This is a genomic window from Micromonospora sp. NPDC049257, from assembly GCF_040678915.1.
In the GTDB taxonomy this organism is placed as follows: domain Bacteria; phylum Actinomycetota; class Actinomycetes; order Mycobacteriales; family Micromonosporaceae; genus Micromonospora; species Micromonospora antibiotica.
The window spans coordinates 15,836-36,202 of sequence record NZ_JBFAQU010000027.1 but is presented as its reverse complement, the minus strand read 5'-3'; the positions used below and the strand labels follow the sequence as shown (position 1 = coordinate 36,202).

The 20,367-nt window shown below is 73.5% G+C and carries 16 protein-coding genes; 13 read left to right on the top strand and 3 right to left on the bottom strand.

Annotated features, from left to right (window positions below; translation table 11 throughout):
* Positions 1-19: 19 nt before the first annotated feature.
* The 3 genes from AB0K25_RS27095 to AB0K25_RS27085 all read left to right on the top strand — a co-directional run bounded on the left by AB0K25_RS27095 (position 20) and on the right by AB0K25_RS27085 (position 5,622).
* Positions 20-3,292 (top strand): efflux RND transporter permease subunit, encoded by a 3,273-nt coding sequence (locus AB0K25_RS27095; protein WP_363823384.1) that lies wholly within the window; start codon positions 20-22, stop codon positions 3,290-3,292.
* A 228-nt stretch (positions 3,293-3,520) separates the two neighbouring features.
* Positions 3,521-4,366: a polysaccharide deacetylase family protein gene (locus AB0K25_RS27090; RefSeq protein ID WP_363823381.1), complete on the top strand. Its 846-nt coding sequence runs from the start codon at positions 3,521-3,523 to the stop codon at positions 4,364-4,366.
* A gap of 11 nt (positions 4,367-4,377) precedes the next feature.
* Positions 4,378-5,622, top strand: a complete 1,245-nt coding sequence (locus AB0K25_RS27085) for an MFS transporter (RefSeq protein WP_219464452.1) — start codon at positions 4,378-4,380, stop codon at positions 5,620-5,622.
* A 12-nt stretch (positions 5,623-5,634) separates the two neighbouring features.
* Here the strand turns inward: AB0K25_RS27085 and AB0K25_RS27080 are convergent, their stop codons facing one another.
* Positions 5,635-6,183 (bottom strand): hypothetical protein, encoded by a 549-nt coding sequence (locus tag AB0K25_RS27080; RefSeq protein WP_357535005.1) that lies wholly within the window; start codon positions 6,181-6,183, stop codon positions 5,635-5,637.
* Positions 6,184-6,291: 108 nt separating this feature from the next.
* Here AB0K25_RS27080 and thrB point away from each other — a divergent pair, with 108 nt between their 5' ends.
* The 4 genes from thrB to prfA all read left to right on the top strand — a co-directional run bounded on the left by thrB (position 6,292) and on the right by prfA (position 11,634).
* Positions 6,292-7,236 (top strand): homoserine kinase, encoded by a 945-nt coding sequence (thrB, locus tag AB0K25_RS27075; protein WP_357535003.1) that lies wholly within the window; start codon positions 6,292-6,294, stop codon positions 7,234-7,236.
* Between the two features lie 295 nt (positions 7,237-7,531).
* The gene (rho, locus tag AB0K25_RS27070) at positions 7,532-9,691 is read left to right on the top strand and encodes a transcription termination factor Rho (protein ID WP_357535001.1); all 2,160 of its coding nucleotides are present in this window, start codon (positions 7,532-7,534) and stop codon (positions 9,689-9,691) included.
* Positions 9,692-10,205: 514 nt separating this feature from the next.
* A complete protein-coding gene (gene rpmE / locus AB0K25_RS27065) occupies positions 10,206-10,430 on the top strand; it encodes a 50S ribosomal protein L31 (protein ID WP_088642795.1) in 225 nt (74 codons plus the stop codon).
* Between the two features lie 115 nt (positions 10,431-10,545).
* Positions 10,546-11,634 carry a peptide chain release factor 1 gene (prfA, locus tag AB0K25_RS27060; protein WP_219464449.1) on the top strand — a complete coding sequence of 363 codons (1,089 nt, stop codon included), beginning with the start codon at positions 10,546-10,548 and terminating at the stop codon, positions 11,632-11,634.
* Positions 11,635-11,724: 90 nt separating this feature from the next.
* Here prfA and AB0K25_RS27055 read toward each other — a convergent pair whose 3' ends face one another.
* Positions 11,725-13,269 carry a GGDEF domain-containing protein gene (locus AB0K25_RS27055; RefSeq protein WP_219464448.1) on the bottom strand — a complete coding sequence of 515 codons (1,545 nt, stop codon included), beginning with the start codon at positions 13,267-13,269 and terminating at the stop codon, positions 11,725-11,727.
* A gap of 75 nt (positions 13,270-13,344) precedes the next feature.
* Here AB0K25_RS27055 and prmC point away from each other — a divergent pair, with 75 nt between their 5' ends.
* From prmC to AB0K25_RS27035, 4 genes are all read left to right on the top strand, one after another.
* Positions 13,345-14,292, top strand: coding sequence for a peptide chain release factor N(5)-glutamine methyltransferase (prmC, locus tag AB0K25_RS27050; RefSeq protein WP_357534999.1), 948 nt, complete (start codon positions 13,345-13,347; stop codon positions 14,290-14,292).
* The gene (locus AB0K25_RS27045) at positions 14,292-14,936 is read left to right on the top strand and encodes an L-threonylcarbamoyladenylate synthase (protein ID WP_363823426.1); all 645 of its coding nucleotides are present in this window, start codon (positions 14,292-14,294) and stop codon (positions 14,934-14,936) included. Before prmC ends, AB0K25_RS27045 begins: the two co-directional genes overlap by 1 nt.
* Positions 14,937-15,548: a phosphotyrosine protein phosphatase gene (locus AB0K25_RS27040; RefSeq protein ID WP_357534997.1), complete on the top strand. Its 612-nt coding sequence runs from the start codon at positions 14,937-14,939 to the stop codon at positions 15,546-15,548.
* Between the two features lie 246 nt (positions 15,549-15,794).
* Positions 15,795-17,915: a transglycosylase domain-containing protein gene (locus AB0K25_RS27035; protein ID WP_357534995.1), complete on the top strand. Its 2,121-nt coding sequence runs from the start codon at positions 15,795-15,797 to the stop codon at positions 17,913-17,915.
* 6 nt (positions 17,916-17,921) lie between these two features.
* Here the strand turns inward: AB0K25_RS27035 and AB0K25_RS27030 are convergent, their stop codons facing one another.
* Positions 17,922-19,382 (bottom strand): SDR family oxidoreductase, encoded by a 1,461-nt coding sequence (locus AB0K25_RS27030; protein WP_357534993.1) that lies wholly within the window; start codon positions 19,380-19,382, stop codon positions 17,922-17,924.
* A gap of 135 nt (positions 19,383-19,517) precedes the next feature.
* Between AB0K25_RS27030 and AB0K25_RS27025 the strand changes: the two genes are divergently transcribed.
* Both AB0K25_RS27025 and AB0K25_RS27020 read left to right on the top strand, forming a co-directional pair.
* Complete coding sequence (locus tag AB0K25_RS27025) at positions 19,518-19,943, top strand: hypothetical protein (RefSeq protein ID WP_208568403.1); 426 nt, start codon at positions 19,518-19,520, stop codon at positions 19,941-19,943.
* A gap of 178 nt (positions 19,944-20,121) precedes the next feature.
* Positions 20,122-20,358, top strand: coding sequence for an AtpZ/AtpI family protein (locus AB0K25_RS27020; RefSeq protein ID WP_208568404.1), 237 nt, complete (start codon positions 20,122-20,124; stop codon positions 20,356-20,358).
* Positions 20,359-20,367 lie beyond the last annotated feature (9 nt).

Below are 20,367 nucleotides of genomic sequence, written 5' to 3'. Positions count from 1 at the left end.
CCAGGAGTGAGCCACGCCGATGTCGCTGCTCGCCAGATCCAGCCTCGCCAACCGGGGGCTCGTCGCCCTGATCGCAGTGGTGACCGCGGCGTTCGGGGCGTTCACCGTCCCCTCGCTCAAGCAGCAGCTGCTGCCGTCGCTGGAGTTCCCCGGCGCCTTCGTCGTCGCGGTCTACCCGGGCGCCTCGCCGGAGATCGTCGAGGCGCAGGTGACCGAGCCGATCGAGAACAGCCTCCAGAGCATCCCCGGGCTGGAGAAGGTCACCTCCACCTCGCGGGAGGGGTCGGCGACGATCGCGGTGGAGTTCGTCTTCGGCACCGACATCGACGACGTGGCCAACAAGATGCAGACCGCGCTGAGCCGGGTCGACGCGCAACTGCCCGACGACGTGGACCCGCAGGTCATCACCGGCAGCACCGACGACCTGCCGGCCGTGGTGCTGGCCGCCACCGGCGGCGGCGACGAGCAGGCGCTCGCCGCCAAGCTGCGCGACACGGTGGTGCCCGAGTTGGAGGGCATCGACGGGGTCCGTACGGTCGCCGTCACCGGCACCCGCGACCAGGTCGTGACGATCGTCCCGGACCCGGCGAAGTTCGCCGCCGCGAAGCTGAACCCGACCGCCATCGCCACCGCGCTCAAGACCAACGGCATCGCCGTCCCGGCCGGTGCGGTCGTCGACGGCACCACCGCGCTGCCGGTGCAGGTGGGGGCCCCGGTCACCACCCTCGACGAGTTGCGGGGCATCGCGCTCACCCCGACCGCGCCGAAGGCCGCCCCGGTCCGCCTCGGTGACGTGGCGACCGTCGAGCAGCAGCTCGCCCCGGCCACCGCGATCACCCGTACCAACGGCAAGGAGAGCATCGGCGTCCAGGTCACGGCCGCGCAGGACGGCAACGCCGTACGGATCTCGCACGACATCCGGGACCGGCTGGACGACCTGCGGTCCGCCTCCGGCGCCGAGTTGACCATCGTGTTCGACCAGGCCCCGTTCGTGGAGAAGTCGATCGAGAGCCTGACCACGGAGGGGCTGCTCGGCCTGCTGATGGCGGTCGTGGTGATCCTGGTCTTCCTGCTGTCGGTCCGGTCCACCCTGGTCACCGCGGTCTCCATCCCGCTGTCGGTGGTGGTGGCGCTGCTCGCCCTCTGGGTCGGTGACTACTCGCTCAACCTGCTCACCCTGGGCGCGCTGACGATCGCGGTCGGGCGGGTGGTCGACGACTCGATCGTGGTGTTGGAGAACATCAAACGCCATCTGGAGTACGGCGAACCGAAACGGGACGCGATCGTCGCCGCCGTCCGTGAGGTGGCCGGGGCGGTCACCGCGTCGACGCTCACCACGGTCGCGGTGTTCGCGCCGATCGCCCTGGTGGGTGGCTTCGTCGGGCAGCTCTTCGCGCCGTTCGCGATCACCGTGACGGTGGCCCTGCTCGCCTCGCTGCTGGTGTCGCTGACGGTGATCCCGGTGCTGGCGTACTGGTTCCTCAAGCCGCCGCGCGACGGTGCGGACGAGGCGGTACGCCGCGCCGCGGAGGCCAAGGAGCTGCGTAGCCCGTTGCAACGGGCGTACCTGCCGGTGATCGGGTTCGCCACCCGGTCCCGCGGGACCCGGTGGATCACCGTGGCGGTGGGCATCCTGCTGCTGTTCGGCACCTTCGGGCTGGCCCAGAAGTTGGAGACCAACTTCCTCGACGACTCAGGCCAGGACACCCTGAACATCAGCCAGAAGCTGCCGGCCGGCTCGGGGCTGGCCGCCACCGACCAGGCGGCCCGCCTGGTGGAGGGCGTGCTGGCGCGTACCGACGGGGTCGAGACCTACCAGGTGAGCGCGGGCGGCAACGACCAGCCGTGGCTGGCGGGTGGGGGCAACAACACCGCCCGCTGGTCGGTGGCGCTCGGCGGCGACACCGACGCCAAGGAGATGAAGCAGGTCCTGCGCCGGGAGTTCGACGGGCTCGGTGCCGCAGCCGGCGAGCTGAGCTTCGACAACGGGCAGGGGGGCACCTCGGGCAACGAGTTGGAGGTGGTCGTCCAGGCCGCCGACACCGACACCCTGAACCGGGCCGCCGACCAGGTCCGGGGCGCCATGGCGGGCATCTCGGGGGTCGAGGACGTCGCCACCAGCCTGGCCGACCGGGTGCCCCGGGTCGACGTCAGGGTCGACCGGTTGGCCGCGGCCCGGGTGGGGCTGAGCGAGGCGGCGGTCGGGCAGTTGGTGTCGCAGGCGTACCGGGGCAGTCCGCTGGGCCGGGTGACGCTCGACGGCGGCCAGCAGGACGTGGTGCTGCGGACCACGGCCACCCCGCCGTTGACCGAGGAGCAGTTGCGGGCACTGCCGGTGGGCCCGGTGAAGTTGGACGACATCGCCGACGTCACCCGGGGCGAGGGGCCGCAGCAGGTCACCCGGATCGACGGTGAGCGCAGCGTGTCGGTGACCGGCACGGCCACCGGCTCCAACCTCGGTGCGACCACGACCGAGCTGAAGCAGCGGCTGGACGAGCTGGACGTGCCGGGGGCGACGATCACCGTGGGCGGGGCCAGCGCCCAGCAGGAGGACGCCTTCGGTGACCTGGGCCTGGCCGTGCTGGCGGCGATCGCGATCGTCTTCCTGATCATGGTGGCGACGTTCCGGAGCATCGTCCAGGCGCTGATCCTGCTGATCTCCATCCCGTTCGCGGCGACCGGTGCGATCGGCCTGCTGCTGGTCACCGGGACCCCGCTGGGCGTGCCGGCGCTGATCGGCGTGCTCATGCTGGTCGGCATCGTGGTGACCAACGCGATCGTGCTGCTGGACCTGGTCAACCAGTACCGGGGGCAGGGGATGAGCGTCAGCGAGGCGGTGGTCGAGGGCGGCCGACGCCGGTTGCGGCCGATCCTGATGACTGCGGTGGCCACCATCTTCGCGTTGCTGCCGATGGCGTTCGGGCTCACCGGGGAGGGCGGCTTCATCTCCCAGCCGCTCGCCGTGGTGGTGATCGGTGGCCTGCTCAGCTCCACCCTGCTCACCCTGGTGCTGGTGCCGACCTTCTACACGATGGTGGAGCGCACCAAGGAGTCGCTGCGGGAGCGGCGGGCCGGCCGGCGGGGGCGCACCTCCGACGAGGGTGGACCCGCCGGGACGCCCGCCGAGCCGGACGCCGAGGTGCCGGCGCCGGTGGGTGCCCCGGCAGCCGAGGCCGCCGCCGAAGCGCCGGCCCGGCCGACCCCGTCGGCGGCCCTGGTGGACGGCACCGACCAGTTCGAGGTGCTGCGGCTGCCGAAGAGCCGCCGGTCGCCGCTGCCACCGACCGAGTAGCCCCGTCCACCGCATCGCGACCGTCAGCCGGGTCGCGGCGCGGTGGACACGCCACGACGCACCAGCGCGCCGGGTCAGACCCGGCACGACCGTCGCCCCACCACGCGCCCCCGGCCCGGGACCACCGGCCGGGGGCGCGTCGTGTCGGGCCCGGGACAGCGCGCCGACCTGGGGGTACGGTCACCCTGTGGTCACCTACCTTCGGTCATCGTCCATCCACCGTCGGTGATGGCGCGGGACGGGGGCGAGACGACCGGCCCGGGCGGCGGGCGGTGGGGCCGACGGCGGGTGCTGGGCGGCGGGGCGCTGCTGGCCGGGGGCATCACGCTGGGCGCCGTCGGCATGTCGCAGGGGACGTCGCTCGCCGACCGGCACCTGCCGCTCTCCGGCGGCCCGGCCAGCGCCACCGTCGGCAACCGACGCCAGGACGTCGGTGCGGGCGGGCTCCAGGTGGTGTGGCACGCCCCCACCACCGAACGGCTGGTGGCCCTCACCTTCGACGACGGGCCCCTGCCGCGGTGGACGCCGACCGTGCTGGACACCCTGGAGCGGCACGCGGTGCCGGCGACCTTCTTCCTGGTCGGCGCGCGGGTCCGCCGGCACGCCGACCTGATCCGGGGGCGGCTGGCCCGGCACGAGGTGGGCAACCACAGCTGGCGGCACCGGGACCTGGCGAGGCTGGCCGCCGCCGAGGTGCACGACGACCTGCGCCGGTCGCACGAGGCCATCGCCGAGGCCGCCGGGGTGGCACCCCGGTTGACCCGCCCGCCGTACGGGCACCTGGGCGGCGGGGTGCTGCACGCCGCCGTACGCCTGGACTACCGGGTCGTGCTCTGGTCGTTGCAGATGGTGGAGGGTGAGTTCCCGGACGACCCGGCCGGACACGCCCGGCGGATCGTGGCGGACGTCGTGCCGGGCACGATCCTGCTGGCCCACGACGCGGGTCCGGAGAACCGGCAGGTGGCGGTGCGGGGCCTGGACGCGATGATCACCGGTCTGCGGGCCCGGGGCTACACCTTCGTCACGGTCTCCCAGTTGCTGAGCCGAACGAGCGGGCCGCGAGCCGGCGGGTAGGGTGCGGGCACGTGTCCTCTCCGCTCTCCGTACTCGTCCGCAACCGGGACTTCCGCAACCTCTTCCTGGCCGAGCTGGTGGTCTTCGGCGCCGACTGGTTCGTCATGGTGCCGCTGCTGGTGCTGCTGCCGCAGTTGACCGGCAGCGGCGTGTGGGGCGCCCTGGTGCTGGCCCTGGACACCGGGGTGCTGGCGCTGCTGCTGCCGTACACCGGGACCATCGCCGACCGGTTCGACCGCCGCAAGGTCATGATGGCCGCGAACGGCGTGACCCTGCTCGGCGTGCTGCTGTTGCTCGGGGTGCGTGACGCCGGCACGGCCTGGCTGGCCATGGTGGCGATCGCGGCGGTGGCGGTCGGCAAGGCGTTCTACTCGCCCGCCGCGCAGGCCGCCCTGCCCAACGTCGTCGACCCGGCCGACCTGGCTGCCGGCAACGCCATCGCCGGGTCCGCCTGGGGGACGATGACGGTGGTCGGCGCGTCCCTCGGTGGCGTGTTGAGCGCGGTGGTCGGGCCGTACGCCTGCTTCTGGGTGGGGGCGGTCGGCCTGGTGCTGGCGGCGGGCCTGGCGGCGCTGATCCGCCGGCCGTTGCAGGCGCCCCGGGAGGCCGACCGGTCGACGCCGCGCACCTGGGTGGCGATCCGCGAGGCGCTGGGTCACATCCGGCACCGGCCCCGGGTGCTGGCGCTGGTCACGGTGAAGTCGGCGGTGGGCCTGGGCAACGGTGTGCTGACGGTCTTTCCGCTGCTGGCCGCCGTCTACGGGGTGGGGCCGGTCGGCACCGGGCTGCTCTTCGCCGCGCGCGGGGCGGGGGCGCTGGTCGGGCCGATCCTGATGAGCCGGGTGCTGACCAACCGGGCCTGGCTGTTGCCCGGCCTGGCCCTGTCGATGTCGCTGTACGGGTTGGCCTACCTGGGTGCGGCGGTGGCGAGCTGGTTCCCGTTGGTGCTGCTGCTGGTCTTCGTGGCCCACTTCGGTGGCGGCAGCAACTGGGTGCTGTCGAACTTCGCCCTCCAGGGCGAGGTGCCCGACCGGCTGCGCGGCCGGGTGTTCGCCACCGACATGATGCTGGCGACCCTGGCGATCTCGGTCAGTCAGCTGGTGGTGGCCGGCGTGGTCGACCTGGTGGACGAGCGGGTGGTGCTGGCCGGCTGCGGCCTGGTCACCGTCGTGTACGCGGTGGGTTGGCGGATCGCCACCCGCCGGCTCTCGCTCACCGACCCGGCCGCCGGCCCGGACCCGCTGACCGCCCGCTGACCCTCGGGCGGCTCAGTCGACCCGGTCGCCCTGTGGCGGTGCAACCGGCGGCCGGTCGCTCCCGCCCCAGGGGGCGGCCGGGCCCGGCACCACGGGGCCGGGGCCCGGTTGGCCGGTGGCTGGGTGGCCGTGGCCCGGGTGGCCGGCGGCGAAGCCGGACGGTTGGCCGGCGGCGGATCCGGCCGGGGGCGTCCAGGCGCCCCACGGTTGGCCGGGGGCGTGGCTCGCGGCGCGGCCGGCGAACACGGCGGCGACGACGAGGCCCAGGCCGATCGGGTAGCCGATCCAGCTGACCGTGCTGGCGGCGAGGTTCATCAGCTCGAACTGCCGCATCCCGCCGGAGCGGACCCGGGCCCGGATCAGCTCGGGCAGGGCCGCCACCCAGGCGGTGTTGAACAGCTCCACCAGCAGCAGGACAGCGGCCCCGGCGATCAGCAACGACCGGGCCCGGCCGGGCAGCCGGCGGCGGGCGGTGGCGGCGAGCACCAGGACGACGAGCAGCGTGAGCAGCACGGGAAGGTGCCCCACCAACTGCGTGATCCGGTAACCGAACATTCCCACGTCGCCTCCTGAGCGGCTGATAGATCGGCGTCAGGCTAACCGAGGCGATCCAGTCCCACCGGCCGGGCGAGCGGGTGCGTCGTCGGCCCCGGGCCCTAGCATGAGCCGGTGCCGACGACTTTCGCCTCCGGGCCGGTGCGGGTGCGGGTGCCCGCGACCAGCGCCAACCTGGGCCCCGGGTTCGACGCCCTCGGGCTCGCCCTCGCCCTGCACGACGACGTGTCCGCCGAGGTGACCTCGACCGACGTCCGGGTGGCGGTGACCGGTGAGGGGGCCGGTGACCTGCCGCAGGACGACCGGCACCTGGTGGTGGTCGCCATGCGGGCCGCCTTCGACCTGCTCGGTGGGCAGCCGCCCGGGCTGGCGCTGGAGTGCGTCAACCGGATCCCGCAGGCACGGGGCCTGGGGTCTTCCTCGGCGGCGATCGTGGCCGGGGTGCTGCTGGCCCGGGCGCTGGTCACCGACGGCGCGCAGCGGCTCGACGACGACGCCGTGCTGCGGCTGGCCGCCGAGATCGAGGGCCATCCGGACAATGTCGCGCCCTGCCTGCTCGGCGGGTTCACCATCGCCTGGACCGAGCCGGGTGGCGGCCGGGCGGTCTCGCTGCCGGTGGCGGCCGGGGTCCGCCCCACGGTCTTCGTACCGGCGCAGCGGGGTCTGACGGCCACCGCACGGGCGGCCCTCCCGTCGACCGTCCCGCACGGGGACGCGGCGCTGAACGCGGGCCGGTCGGCGTTGCTGGTGCACGCGGTGACCGCCGAGCCGACGTTGCTGCTGCCGGCCACCGTCGACCGGCTGCACCAGGATTACCGTGCGCCGGGAATGCCGCAGACGGCTGCCCTGGTCAGCGCGTTGCGAGCGGCTGGTGTGGCGGCCGTGGTCAGTGGGGCGGGCCCCACCGTGCTGGCGTTCACCGAGCCGCCCGCGGGGTTCACCGAGGGAACAGAATGGGAAGTCTGGCGGTTGCCGGTAGAGGCGCGCGGAGCGACGGTCGCACGGGGTAGACTGGGACACGCCGAGCGGGGCCCTGTTGCCGCAGGTCGGAAGAGTTGATTACGCTCTAGACTCAGCACAGCCGCGAAGCACGCGATCTCTCTGCGGGTCGGCGCACCCCGAAGCTCTCGGCGGTCAGCCCGCCACCCCTGCCAAAGGCCCACGCCGCACCGCAGTTTCCGCAGGTCGCCGCAGACGGCGAGACCTGCTCACCGACGTTGGTGAGTTGGGAAACCGCCCGGCTGCTGTGCCACAGACTCCCGCGACGCGTCATGCGAGGCGGGTGCACCGAGGCCGCCCGGCCACCTTGCTTGTCGATCCCGGGCAGTCCCGGCCTATCGAGGGAAGGATTCCATTGAGCGACACCACCGACGTGACGTCGGATGTTTCCAACGTCGCTGGCGATGCCACCACCGCCGCCCCCGCCCGCCGTCGGCGTAGCGGCACCGGCCTGTCGGCGATGCTGCTGCCGGAGCTGCAGAGCCTGGCCGCGTCGCTCGGCATCTCCGGGACCGCCCGCATGCGCAAGGGCGAGCTGATCAGCGCGATCTCCGAGCGGCAGCAGGGCGGCGCCGCGACCGGCACCCCTCGACCGCGGGCCGAGGTTGCTGCTGCGGCTGCCCCCGTCCGGGAGGAGGTGCGTGCCGAGGTGACCACCCCGGAGCGGGCCACCGAGCCGGCGTCGGCGACCCCTGCCGCCACCGGTGAGACCGAGGGTCGGACCCGGACCCGGCGCAGCCGGGCCAGCACCGCCGAGGCCCGGCCGGCCGCCGAGCCGCGGGCCGCCGAGGCCCGACCCGTCGAGGCCCGACCCGTGGAGACCCGTACCGAGGAGGCACCGGTCGAGACCGGCGAGCGTCCCGAGCGGGCCGAGGGACGCAGCGGTCGGGACCGTGGCGAGCGGACCGGCGTGGACCGGGCCGAGCGGGCCGGTAACGACCGTGGTGAGCGGACCGGCGTGGACCGGGCCGAGCGGGCCGGCAGCGACCGGGTCGAGCGGACGGACAACGACCGCGCCGGCCGTACCGGTAACGACCGTGGTGAGCGGGCCGGCAACGACCGGGCCGAGCGGACGGGCGGCGACCGTGGCGAGCGGGCCGAGCGCGGCGGCAACGAGCGCTCCGACCGGGGTGACCGCAACGACCGGGGCGACCGGGGCGAGCGGTCCGACCGCAACGACCGGGGTGACCGCTCGGGCGAGCGTGGTCAGCGCGACAACCGCGACAACCGCGACGACTCGGATGACGACGAGGGCGGTGGCCGGCGGGGTCGGCGCAGCCGGTTCCGGGACCGCCGGCGTGGCCGGGGCGACCGGGTCGAGGGCGGCAACGACAACGGCGGCGGCAGCCGTGAGCCGCAGGTCGGCGAGGACGAGGTGCTGGTCCCGGTGGCCGGGATCATCGACGTGCTCGACAACTACGCCTTCGTCCGGACCACCGGCTACCTGGCCGGCCCGAACGACGTGTACGTCTCCATGTCGCAGATCAAGAAGTACGGTCTGCGCCGGGGTGACGCGATCACCGGCGCCGTCCGGGCCACCCGGGACAGCAGCGCCAGCGGTGACCAGCGGCGGGACAAGTACAACCCGCTGGTCCGGTTGGACACCATCAACGGCATGGAGCCGGACGAGGCGAAGCGTCGTCCCGAGTTCTACAAGCTGACCCCGCTCTACCCGCAGGAGCGGTTGCGGCTGGAGACCGAGCCGCACATCCTGACCACCCGGGTGATCGACCTGGTCATGCCGTTGGGCAAGGGGCAGCGGGCGCTGATCGTGTCGCCGCCCAAGGCCGGTAAGACGATGGTGCTCCAGGCGATCGCGAACGCGATCACCCACAACAACCCGGAGTGCCACCTGATGGTGGTGCTGGTCGACGAGCGGCCCGAAGAGGTCACCGACATGCAGCGTTCGGTGAAGGGCGAGGTCATCGCGGCCACGTTCGACCGTCCGCCGCAGGACCACACCACGGTGGCGGAGTTGGCGATCGAGCGGGCCAAGCGCCTGGTCGAGCTGGGGCACGACGTGGTCGTGCTGCTCGACTCGGTGACCCGGCTCGGCCGGTCGTACAACCTGGCGGCGCCGGCCTCCGGGCGGATCATGTCCGGTGGTATCGACTCCACCGCGCTCTACCCGCCGAAGCGCTTCCTGGGTGCGGCCCGCAACATCGAGAACGGCGGCTCGCTGACCATTCTCGCCACCGCGCTGGTGGAGACCGGGTCGATGGCGGACACGGTCATCTTCGAGGAGTTCAAGGGCACCGGCAACGCGGAGCTGAAGCTGGACCGGAAGATCGCCGACAAGCGGACCTTCCCGGCGGTGGACGTCAGTTCCTCGGGTACCCGCAAGGAGGAGATCCTGCTCGCGCCGGAGGAGCTGGCCATCATCCACAAGCTCCGCAAGGTCCTGCACTCGCTGGACTCGCAGGCGGCGCTGGACCTGCTGCTCGACCGGCTCAAGCAGTCCCGCACCAACATCGAGTTCCTGATGCAGATCGCCAAGTCGACGCCGGGGGAGTGACCCCTCCCGGGTGAGACCACGACGAAGGGCACGGCCGCTCCGGTCGTGCCCTTCGTCGTACCCCCGGAGTCCTGTAGGTGGGAATCCCCGTCGGTGGACTTTTCTTTCGGCAGACCTGGCAGCTCTTGAAAGTTGTGTGCGCCGCCGGGTTGACTGGAGGTGCGGTTCCCGGCCGATCCGGCCGGGCCGGCCACCGGAGGGCGGCGCAGACCTGGGGAGGCGTGCGCCGCCCGGCGGTCCGGCCGGGCGGGCTCCTGAACCTGGGGGAGGAGCCCGCCCGGCCGGTCGGTGCGCCGGGGCAGGAATGGTGGGCGCGAGCAGCGGGAATGACGGGTGGTGGGCCGGCGTTACGACTGCCGGACCGATCGTGTGGCCCGCCCGTCGGGTCGGCTAACGCCCATGGCACACTGGTCAATCGGCCACCGGTTCCGGTTCACGCCCGAGTCCGTCGCGCACCAGGCGACGGGGGATCAGCGGCGACCCGGCGACCACCTGACGAAAGGACCGAGGCGACATGAAGCCCAACATCCACCCGGAGTACACGACGACCGAGGTCAAGTGCTCCTGCGGCAACTCCTTCACGACCCGCAGCACCGCCAAGGGCGGTTCGATCTCGGTCGAGACCTGCAGCGCCTGCCACCCGTTCTACACCGGCAAGCAGCGCGTCCTCGACACCGCCGGCCGGGTCGCCAAGTTCCAGCAGAAGTACGCCAAGGTTCAGGCGAAGAAGGCCAAGTAGCTCCACCGACGACGCCCGTGTCCGGCCCCGTGCCGGACGCGGGCGTCGTCCGTTACGTCCTACTTTTCACCTCAGCCTTCCCTCTGCACCGGATCCGTCGAAGGAGCACCCCCACATGAGCAGCGAGCGCCTGGCCGCCCTCCTCGACGAGTACGCCGAGCTGGAGAAGCGGCTGGCCGACCCGGCCATCCACGCCGACCAGAACACCGCCCGCCGGGTCGGTCGTCGTTACGCCGCGCTGGTCCCACTGCACAAGGCCGCCGACGAGCTGGAGCAGACCCGCGCCGACCTGGTCGCGGCCCGGGAGCTGGCAGCCGAGGACCCGGCGTTCGGCGAGGAGGCGGACTCGATCGCGGCGACCCTGCCGGCGCTGGAGGAGCGGCTGGCCGAGCTGCTGATCCCCCGCGACCCGCACGACGCCAAGGACGTGATCATCGAGATCAAGGCCGGTGAGGGCGGCGAGGAGTCCGCGCTGTTCGCCGGGGACCTGCTGCGGATGTACACCCGCTACGCCGAGCGGCACGGGTGGCTGACCGAGGTGATCGACGCGCAGGACTCCGACCTCGGCGGGGTCAAGGACGTCTCGTTGGCGATCAAGACCAAGGGGGTCCCGGACGGCGGCAACGGCGTCTGGTCCCGGCTGAAGTGGGAGGGTGGCGTGCACCGGGTCCAGCGGGTCCCGGTCACCGAGTCGCAGGGCCGCATCCACACCAGCGCGGCCGGCGTCCTGGTGCTGCCCGAGGCCGAGGACGTCGACGTCACCATCGACCCCAACGAGCTGCGCATCGACGTGTTCCGCTCGTCCGGGCCGGGCGGCCAGTCGGTGAACACCACCGACTCGGCGGTACGGATCACCCACCTGCCGACCGGGGTGGTGGTCTCCTGCCAGAACGAGAAGTCCCAACTGCAGAACCGGGAGCAGGCGATGCGCATCCTGCGGGCCCGGTTGCTGGCGGTGGCCCAGGAGCAGGCCGACGCCGCCGCCTCGGACGCCCGCCGGGCGCAGGTGCGCACCGTGGACCGCTCGGAGCGGATCCGCACCTACAACTTCCCGCAGAACCGGATCACCGACCACCGGATCGGCTACACGGCGTACAACCTCGACCTGGCGCTCGCCGGGGAACTGGACGGGGTCCTCGACGCCCTCACCGAGGCCGACCGGGCCGCCCGGCTGGCCGGCGACACCGAGCTGACCCGCCGCTGACCGCGCCCCGCCACCGGCGCCCCACCAGCGGTGGCCCGCCACCGGCTGCGTCGCCGCCGGGCCGGGTCACCCGGGCCGTCCCCGGCGCGGTCAGGAGGCGCGGGTGCGGTTCTTGGCCCGCAGCATCTCCCGGTCGGCGATCTCGAACGCGGCGCCGAGGGCGTCGCGTAGCGCGGTCCCGGTGCCGCTGACCTCGGCGAAGCCGATGCTCAACCCGACCGGAGTGCCGGGCACCAGCGACTCCCAGTCCTCGGTACGCACGGCCGCGTCGATCCGGCGGGTCACCTCGGCGGCCTCGGCCATGCCGGCCCCGGAGAGCACCACCACGAACTCGTCGCCGCCGTAGCGGGCCACGAAGTCGCCCCGCCGCATCACCCGGTTGATCACCCCGGCGATGCGTTGCAGCACCAGGTCGCCGGAGTGGTGGCCGTGGGTGGTGTTGACCGCCTTGAAGCCGTCCAGGTCGCAGACGCCGATCACCACCCGCTCGCCCCGGGACACCACCGAGGCGATGTGCCGCTCCAACTGACGCCGGTTGGGCAGCCCGGTGAGCGGGTCGGTCAGCGCCTCACCCTCGTAGCGGGCCGCCTCCCGGCGCATCTCCTCGTGGTCGATGCGCAACGCGATGCCGTCGATGTAGACGTCCCGCAGCCGGTCGTTGCGCTGCCCGGCCAGCCGGAACGCCATCCGGTCGGCGCGGTGCGCGGCGGCGTGGTCGCCGGCCCGGGAGAAGGCGATGCTGCGCAGCCGGGACGGCTCCGCCGCGCCGAGCGTCTCGGCCGACACCCGGGCCGAGTCCAGCCGGGTGATCGCCTCGATCGGGCGTCCGTCGGCGACCGCCAGGCAGACGTGGCCGAGCTGCCGCATGTCCCGGGCCCGGGCGCTGTCCCCGCTGTGGTCGAGCAGCCGGGCCGGCTCCGGGCCGACCGGGCCCGGGTCGCCGAGCGCCGTCCGGCGGGCCGCCGCGTAGCCGTAGGCGGCGAGGCTGCTCGGCCGCAGCCGCTCGGCCCGGCCGTCGGCGACGAAACGGGCCAGGTCGGCGGCGATGTCGCGGAGCACCCGCAGGCAGCCGTCGCTGTCGCCGTTGTGGTCCAGGGCGACGGCGTTGCGCAGCCGGATGCCCGGGGCGGCGAAGGTCTCCTCGGGGATGCCGGCGGCGGCGCCGTGCTGGCGGGCCCGCTCGATCGCGCCCAGCGCATGGCCGTGGAAGCTGAGGTAGGAGTAGGCCATCGCCAGGTCGTGCCAGCCCCAGGCGGTGTCCCGGTCCCGGTCCTCCGCCGCCTTGAGCGCCCGCGAGGCCCGGACCAGGTGCATGACGCAGCGGTCCAGCGCGCCCTGGTGGTGCGCGGCCAGCGCGGCCAGCGCGTTGAGGTGCCCGTGCAGGTAGGGCTCGGGGAGGTCCCGCACGGCCCCGGAGGCCTCCTCGATGGCCCGGGTGAACTCGGCCGTCCGACCGAGGTTGATCAGCGCGCAGAGCCGCTGCACCAGCGCGTCGGCCTTCGTGTACGGGTCGGCGGTGGTGCGCAGCACCCGGTCGAGGACCCCGACCGCCTCGGCCGAGCGGCTGGCCTCCTGGAGGTCGCGGGCATGGGTCAGGGCGTCAACCTGGTCATCGACCCGGTCGAGCCACCCCACCTGGCGAACCTCCCGTCGGTGTGCGCCCGGACGCACCCACTCGTGGCGCGGCCGGCGACGCCTCATGATTATGGCGTGACCTCACTCCCGTGCCACCCGTCCGAAGGGACAGAACGCGAGCGGACTTCGCCCGTGGTGGCCCGAGCCGCCCGTACCCTCGCCGCCGCCGGGGTGGCGTCGGCCCGCGCCGAGGCGGAGCAGCTCGCCGCGTACGTGCTGGAGGTGCCCCGGGGGCGGCTCGTGCTGTCCGACGGCTTCACCCACGCCCAGCGGACCCGCTACGAGGCGCTGGTGGCCCGGCGGGCCGATCGTGAGCCGTTGCAGCACCTGACCGGCCGGGCCGGTTTCCGGCACCTGGAGCTGGCGGTCGGGCCGGGGGTCTTCGTGCCCCGCCCGGAGACGGAGCTGCTGGCCGGCTGGGGGATCGAGCGGGCGCTGACCCGGGACGCCCCGGTGGTGGTCGACCTGTGCAGCGGTTCGGGGGCGATCGCGCTGGCGGTGGCCCAGGAGGTGCCGGCGGCCCGGGTGGTGGCGGTGGAGCGGTCCCCGGCCGCGCTGCCCTGGCTGCGCCGCAACGCCGCCGAGCGGGCCGCCGCCGGGGACCGGCCGGTCGAGGTGGTGGTGGCCGACGTCACCGGTGCGGGGCTGCTCGCCGACCTGGTCGGTGCGGTGGACGTGCTGCTGTGCAACCCGCCGTACGTGCCGCGTGCGGTGGCGGTCCCGCCGGAGGTGGCCGGGTACGACCCGGACGAGGCGGTGTTCGGCGGGGCCGACGGGTTGACGGTGTTGCGGCCGGTGCTGCGCCGGGCGGCCGAGCTGCTACGACCCGGCGGCGAGCTGGGCGTCGAGCACGACGACACGCACGGCGCGGCGGTGCCGGCGCTGCTCACCGCCGACGGCCGGTACGCGGCGGTGCGGGCCCACCGGGACCTGGCCGGGCGGGCCCGGTTCGCCACCGCGTCCCGCCGGTCGGACGGCCCGCACGCCGTCCGGGCGTCGGCGTGGCAGACTGGCTCCTCGTGATGCTCTACGACTGTCGGTCGCCCGCCGACCGGGACCGCGGTGTCGCCGCGGCGATCGAGGCGGTCAAGAACGGCGAGCTGGTCGTTCTGCCCACCGACACGGTCTACGGGATCGGCGCGGACGCGTTCACCCCGTACGCGGTGAAGGCCCTCTCCGATGCCCGGGGCGGCAGCCAGCAGGCGCCGCCGGTGTTGATCGGTTCCCGGCACACCCTCGACGGCCTGGTCTTCTCGCTGCCCAAGGCGGCCCGTGACCTGGTCGAGGCGTTCTGGCCGGGGGCGTTGACCATCGTGGTGGAGCACTCGCCGAGCCTCGCCTGGGACCTGGGCGACGCCAGCGGGACGGTCGCGGTGCGGATGCCGTTGCACCCGGTGGCGCTGGAGGTGCTGCGGGAGACCGGCCCGATGGCGGTGGCCTCGGCCAACAAGGTGGGCCAGCCGGCGGCACTGACCGCCGAGCAGGCCCGCGACCAGCTCAGCTACTCGGTGCGGGTCTATCTGGAGGCCGGGGAGTGCCCCGATCCGGTGCCGAGCACCATCGTCGACCTGACCGCCGAGGTGCCCCGGCTGCTCCGGGTCGGCGCGATCAACCTGGACCAGCTCCGTGACGTGGCGCCGGACATCCTCGACGAGCGGGGAGCCTGAGTGCCGCCGTTCACCGTCCTGCACGTCTGCATGGGCAACATCTGCCGGTCCCCGATGGCCGAGCGGTTGCTGGTGCTCGCCGTCCGCGAGCGGTTGGGCCGGCTCGGCGTCGACCCGGCCGGTTCGGACGCGTTGCTGCACAGCCACAGCGCCGGCACCGGCGGCTGGCACGCGGGGGAGGAGATGAACCCGCCCGCCGCCCGGCAGGTGCTGGGCCGGGGTGGTGACGTGGACGGGTTCGCCGCCCGCAAGCTGCGTTCCGACCTGATCGACGCCGCCGACCTCGTCCTCACCGCCACCGCCGACCAGCAGGAGTACGTGGTGGCGTTGCGCCCGGACGCGGCCGGTCGCACCTTCGTGCTGGGGGAGTTCGGCCGGCTGCTCGCCACGGTGGACGTGGCCGCTCTGCCATCGGCCCAGGCCACCCCGGACGCCGTGTACGCCCGGGGGGTGGCCCTGGTGGCGGCGGTCGACGCGGCCCGGCAGGGGACGGCCTCGTTGCACTCCGACGACCTGGACGATCCGTGGGGCCGGGGTGACCAGTGCTTCAGCCGGGTGGCCGACGAGATCGAGGAGACGGTGCACCCGCTCGCCTCGGCGCTGCTGCCCTGATCTTCTCGCTGCGCTGGCTTCCGGTCTTCTCGCTGCGCTGGCTTCAAGGCGGGGCGCCGGGCTCCCGGCCGCGCCGGTTGCGGCGGGTGGCGGTGCCGGTCTCCTGCGGGTGATGGGTGCGGCGTGTCCCGCAGTGCGCGCCGTGTCCTTCTCGCGATCTTCCTCCGGTTTCGGGGAAAGATGAGAGTTCGGGTGGTTTTGCGGGTCATGCTGAACGGGTCCTGACGACTCCTGCGGGGAGCACTGATGATCCGGGCCCACCTCGACAAGGTGTTCACCGTGCTGATCGCCGGCGTGCTCGCCGGTCTGGTGCTGGCGGCGGCCGCCCTGCCGCTCGCCCTGGTGTTCGGCATCGGCTTCGGCGGGCTGGCGTCCTCCTACGCCGAACTGCCCAACACGCTGCGCACCCCACCCACCGCCCAACGCTCCACCCTCTACGCCGCCGACGGCGTCACCCTGATCACCTCGTTCTACACCGAGGACCGGGTGGACGTGCCGCTGGCCAAGGTCGCCCCGGTGATGCGGCAGGCGATCGTGGCCGCCGAGGACGCCCGGTTCTACCAGCACCGGGGTGTCGACGTGCGGGGCGTGGTCCGGGCCTTCACCGCCAACCAGCGCGACGGCCGGGCCCGGCAGGGTGCCTCCACGCTGACCATGCAGTACGTCCGTAACGTGCTCAGCAGCGATCCCCGGCTGACCAAGGAGCAGCGGAAGAAGGCCACCGAGATCAGCACCGCCCGCAAGCTCCAGGAGATGCGGTACGCCCTGGCGCTGGAGCGCGAACTGACCAAGGACGAGATCCTCACCCGCTACCTCAACATCGCGTACTTCGGTGCCGGGGCGTACGGCATCGCCGCGGCGGCCAAGCGGTACTTCTCCACCACCCCGGCCCGGCTGACCCTGGCCCAGGCGACGCTGCTGGCCGGGCTGGTCCGCTCCCCGGACACCGACGATCCGATCAACGGCGACGCCGACGCGGCGCTGACCCGCCGGTCGTACGTGCTGGACCGGATGGTGGCGTTGGCCCAGGTGCCGGCGGAGGACGCGGCGGTGGCCCGGGACGCGCCGCTGACGTTGCGCCCCAGCCGGACGCCGAACGACTGCACCGCCGTGCCCGAGCAGCGCAACGACTGGGGTTTCTTCTGCGACTGGTTCACCCAGTGGTGGAGCGACCAGCCCGCCTTCGGTGCCACCGCCGCCGAGCGGCAGGACAACCTGCGCCGGGGCGGCTTCCGGATCGTCTCCTCGCTCGACCCGGCCGTGCAGCGTTCCGCCGTCCGCCAGGCGACCGACATCTACGACGTCGACGATCCCCGGGCGGCGCCGGTGGCGGTGGTCCAGCCCGGCACCGGGCGGGTGCTCGCCCTGGCGGTGAACCGCCACTACAGCGTCACCCCCAACCCGGCCGGGCAGCGGAACTATCCGAACACGGTCAACCAGCTGATCGCCGGTGGCGGCGGCATCGAGGGCTACCAGGCCGGCTCGACGTTCAAGCTGTTCACCCTGCTGGCCGCCCTGGAGTCCGGGCGGCCCCTGGAGACGGGTTTCATCGCGCCCAGCCGGATCGTGACCCGCTTCCCGACCGACGACGCCCGGGCCAGTTGCGGCGGCCGGTGGTGCCCGGCCAACGCCACCCCCGAGTGGATGGACGGCTACCGCACCATGTGGACCGCCTTCGGCCGTTCGGTGAACACCTACTTCGCCTGGCTCACCGAGCAGGTCGGCGCGGAGCGGGTGGTGGAGATGGCCGAGCGGCTGGGCATCCGGTTCCGCGCCGCCGACGACGCCGAACTGGCCCGGTCCGGGGCCCGCGACTGGGGGGCGTTCACCCTGGGGGTCTCCTCCACCACCCCGCTCGACCTGGCCAACGCGTACGCCACGGTGGCCGCCGAGGGGACCTGGTGTGCGCCGCTGCCGGTCGTGTCGATCAGGGACAACGCCGGGAAGGAGGTGGCCGCCGGTCGGCCCGACTGCCGGCAGGTGGTCGACACCGAGGTGGCCCGGGCCGCCGCCGACGCGGCCCGCTGCCCGGTCGGCGACCAGTCGATGTACCGCCGCTGCGACGGTGGCACGGCGGAGAAGCTCCGGACGGGGCTGGGTCGCCCGGTGGCCGGCAAGACCGGCAGTTCGGAGCGGAACGAGACCGAGTCGGTGGTGGCTTTCACCCCGCAGCTCGCGGTGGCCCAGATCGCCGCCAACCCGGACGACCCACGCGACGCCGTCGGTGCCGCCGTCCAGTCCCGGATGGTCGACGCGGTGGGCCGCATCCTGTTCGCCGCCCTGGCCGATGCCCCGGTCCGGGACTTCGTCCCACCCGGCGAGTCGATCACCTACCGCCCCGCCCCGGCCCCCCGTACGGGCAACTGAGCGGGGTCAGCGGGTGGGGGCGTGGTTGGCGATGTTGCGGGCCATGCCGCCGAAGATGACGGCGTGGAAGGGTGCCACCGAGTGCCAGTAGAGGTGACCGGGCAGGCCGCGGGGGAGGAAGACGGCGCGTTGGACGTACCGGCTGCGGCCCGCGCCGGCCGGCTCGGCGCGCAGCTCCAGCCAGGCCCGACCGGGTAGCCGCATCTCGGCGCGCAGCCGCAGCAGCTCGCCGGGGACGATCTCCTCCACCCGCCAGAAGTCCAGCGCCTCACCGACCTGGAGGTGGTGCGGGTCGCGTCGGCCCCGACGCAGTCCGACCCCGCCGACCAGTCGGTCCAGCCAGCCGCGTACCGACCAGGCGAGCGGGAACGAGTACCACCCGTGTTCGCCGCCGACGCCCTCGATGACCCGCCAGAGCGCGCCCGGTGGGGCGTCGACCGCACGTTCCCGTACGTCGGTGTAGACCGTGCCGCCGGACCAGTCCGGATCCGACGGCAGCGGCTCGGCCGGCGCGTCCGGGCCGCTCGCGTTGGACCAGCGGGTCTCCACCTGGGCGTCGCGCACCTTGGTCAGGGCCAGCGCGACGGCGTCGTCGAAGCCGGTCAGCCCGCCCGGCGGGTCGGGCAACCAGCGGGCGATGTCGTGTTCGTGCGTCACCGCCTCGTGGATCAGGCTCTCGACCAGGGGCCGGGCGATGGCGTTCGGCACCGGGGTGATCAGCCCCACCCAGTGCGAGGAGAGCGACGGGGTGAGCGGACGGACCGGCACGATGATCCGGCGGCGTAGGCCGGCGACCTGCGCGTAGCGCTGCATCATCTCCCGGAAGGTGAGCACGTCCGGCCCACCGATGTCGAAGGCCCGGTCCACCTCGGGTGGCAGGGTGGCACAGCCGACCAGGTAGCGCAGCACGTCCCGGACGGCGATCGGCTGGATGCGGTTGCGGACCCACCGGGGGGTGATCATGGCCGGCAGCCGTTCGGTGAGGTAGCGCAGCATCTCGAACGAGGCCGACCCGGACCCGATGATCACGGCGGCCCGCAGCACCACCGTGGGTACGTCGCCGGCCAGCAGGATCCGGGCCACCTCGGCCCGGGACCGCAGGTGCGGCGACGACACGCTGTCGCCGCCCGCCGGCTCCGGCCCACCGAGGTAGACGATGCGGCGTACGCCGGCTGCCGCGGCGGCTGCGGCGAAGTTGGTGGCGGCCTCCCGGTCGGCGGCCTCGAAGTCGCCCTGCCCGAGCGAGTGCACCAGGTAGTACGCGACGTCGACGTCGGCGAACGCGGCTGCCAGCGTCTCGGGTTTGCGCAGGTCCCCCTCGGTGACCTCGGCGCGGGCCGCCCAGGGCACGTCGCGCAGCCGACCGGCCTTGCGGGCCAGGCAGCGCACCTGGTGCCCCTCGGCGATCAGGCGGGGCGCGAGCCGTCCGCCGATGTATCCGGTCGCGCCGGTGACGAGGCATCTCACGGTCACCAGTGTGCGGCTCCGTAGACTCTTTCGCTGTGGAGAACGTGAAGCGCACCTCGTGGGTGCCGGCCTCCGACCGGTTCGACGCCGCCGGTCCGCAGCTGGTCAGGCTGGTCGGCGATCCGGTGGGACCGCGTGGCTGAGCCGGGGGTACGCGCGCCGGAGGTGGCCGACGAACGGGGCTGGCGGTTGCGCCACCTGCCGGTGCTGCTGGCCGCCTCGGCGGTGTTGGGGGCGGTCGCGGCGGTGGTCGGCGGGCTGACCGGCGGCGGGGCCGCGGCGGCGGGCGCGGCGGCCGGGGTGGCGGTGACCGTGCTCAGCTACACCCTGACCACAGTGGTGCTGGCCTGGGCCGACGCGATCAACCCGCAGTTGGTGCTGCCGCTCGGGCTGGGCCTGTACATCGCCAAGTTCACCCTGCTGGGGGTGGTCATGGTGGCGGTGGCGTCGACCGGCTGGGACGGCCTGGTGCCGCTGTGTGTCGGCATCGCCGCCGGCGTGGCGGTCTGGACCGGAGTGCACATCTGGTGGCTGAGCAGCGGGAATTCCCGTCGACCGTGAACCGGGCGTCCCACATGGTGGACGGGTGGGCGACTGTCGGCGTGCGGTCATTCTCTCACTGGCCGAAGGGGAGTAGCGTGCCCCCAGACGATGGAGCCCGCCTGATGCCCACACAACGACGGTTGTGCGGGGGGTGAGGCACAGCCTCGTCTTCCCGACTGATATCGTTCGCCCCGTCATGGCTGGTGACCAAACCCCCCAACCCACCGGCGGTCCGGACGACGTTCCGACCGGCGCCGGTCAGGGCTGGACCGCGCTCTCGTACCTCATCGGGGGCATGCTCGTCTGGGGTTTCATCGGCTGGCTGGTCGACCAGTGGCTCGACTCCGGCGGCATCGCCACCGGGATCGGTGTCGTGCTCGGCATGGCCGGGGGGATCATCCTGGTCGTCCGTCGGCTCGGCACGCCTACTTAGGAAGGGACG

Excerpts from the sequence above, each read along its gene's own strand:
- AB0K25_RS27035 (WP_357534995.1), top strand. The coding sequence starts at position 15,795 with ATGATCCGGGCCCACCTCGACAAGGTGTTCACCGTGCTGATCGCCGGC.
- AB0K25_RS27020 (WP_208568404.1), top strand. The coding sequence starts at position 20,122 with ATGGCTGGTGACCAAACCCCCCAACCCACCGGCGGTCCGGACGACGTT.
- rpmE (WP_088642795.1), top strand. The coding sequence starts at position 10,206 with ATGAAGCCCAACATCCACCCGGAGTACACGACGACCGAGGTCAAGTGC.
- AB0K25_RS27095 (WP_363823384.1), top strand. The coding sequence starts at position 20 with ATGTCGCTGCTCGCCAGATCCAGCCTCGCCAACCGGGGGCTCGTCGCC.
- prfA (WP_219464449.1), top strand. The coding sequence starts at position 10,546 with ATGAGCAGCGAGCGCCTGGCCGCCCTCCTCGACGAGTACGCCGAGCTG.
- AB0K25_RS27090 (WP_363823381.1), top strand. The coding sequence starts at position 3,521 with ATGGCGCGGGACGGGGGCGAGACGACCGGCCCGGGCGGCGGGCGGTGG.
- AB0K25_RS27045 (WP_363823426.1), top strand. The coding sequence starts at position 14,292 with ATGCTCTACGACTGTCGGTCGCCCGCCGACCGGGACCGCGGTGTCGCC.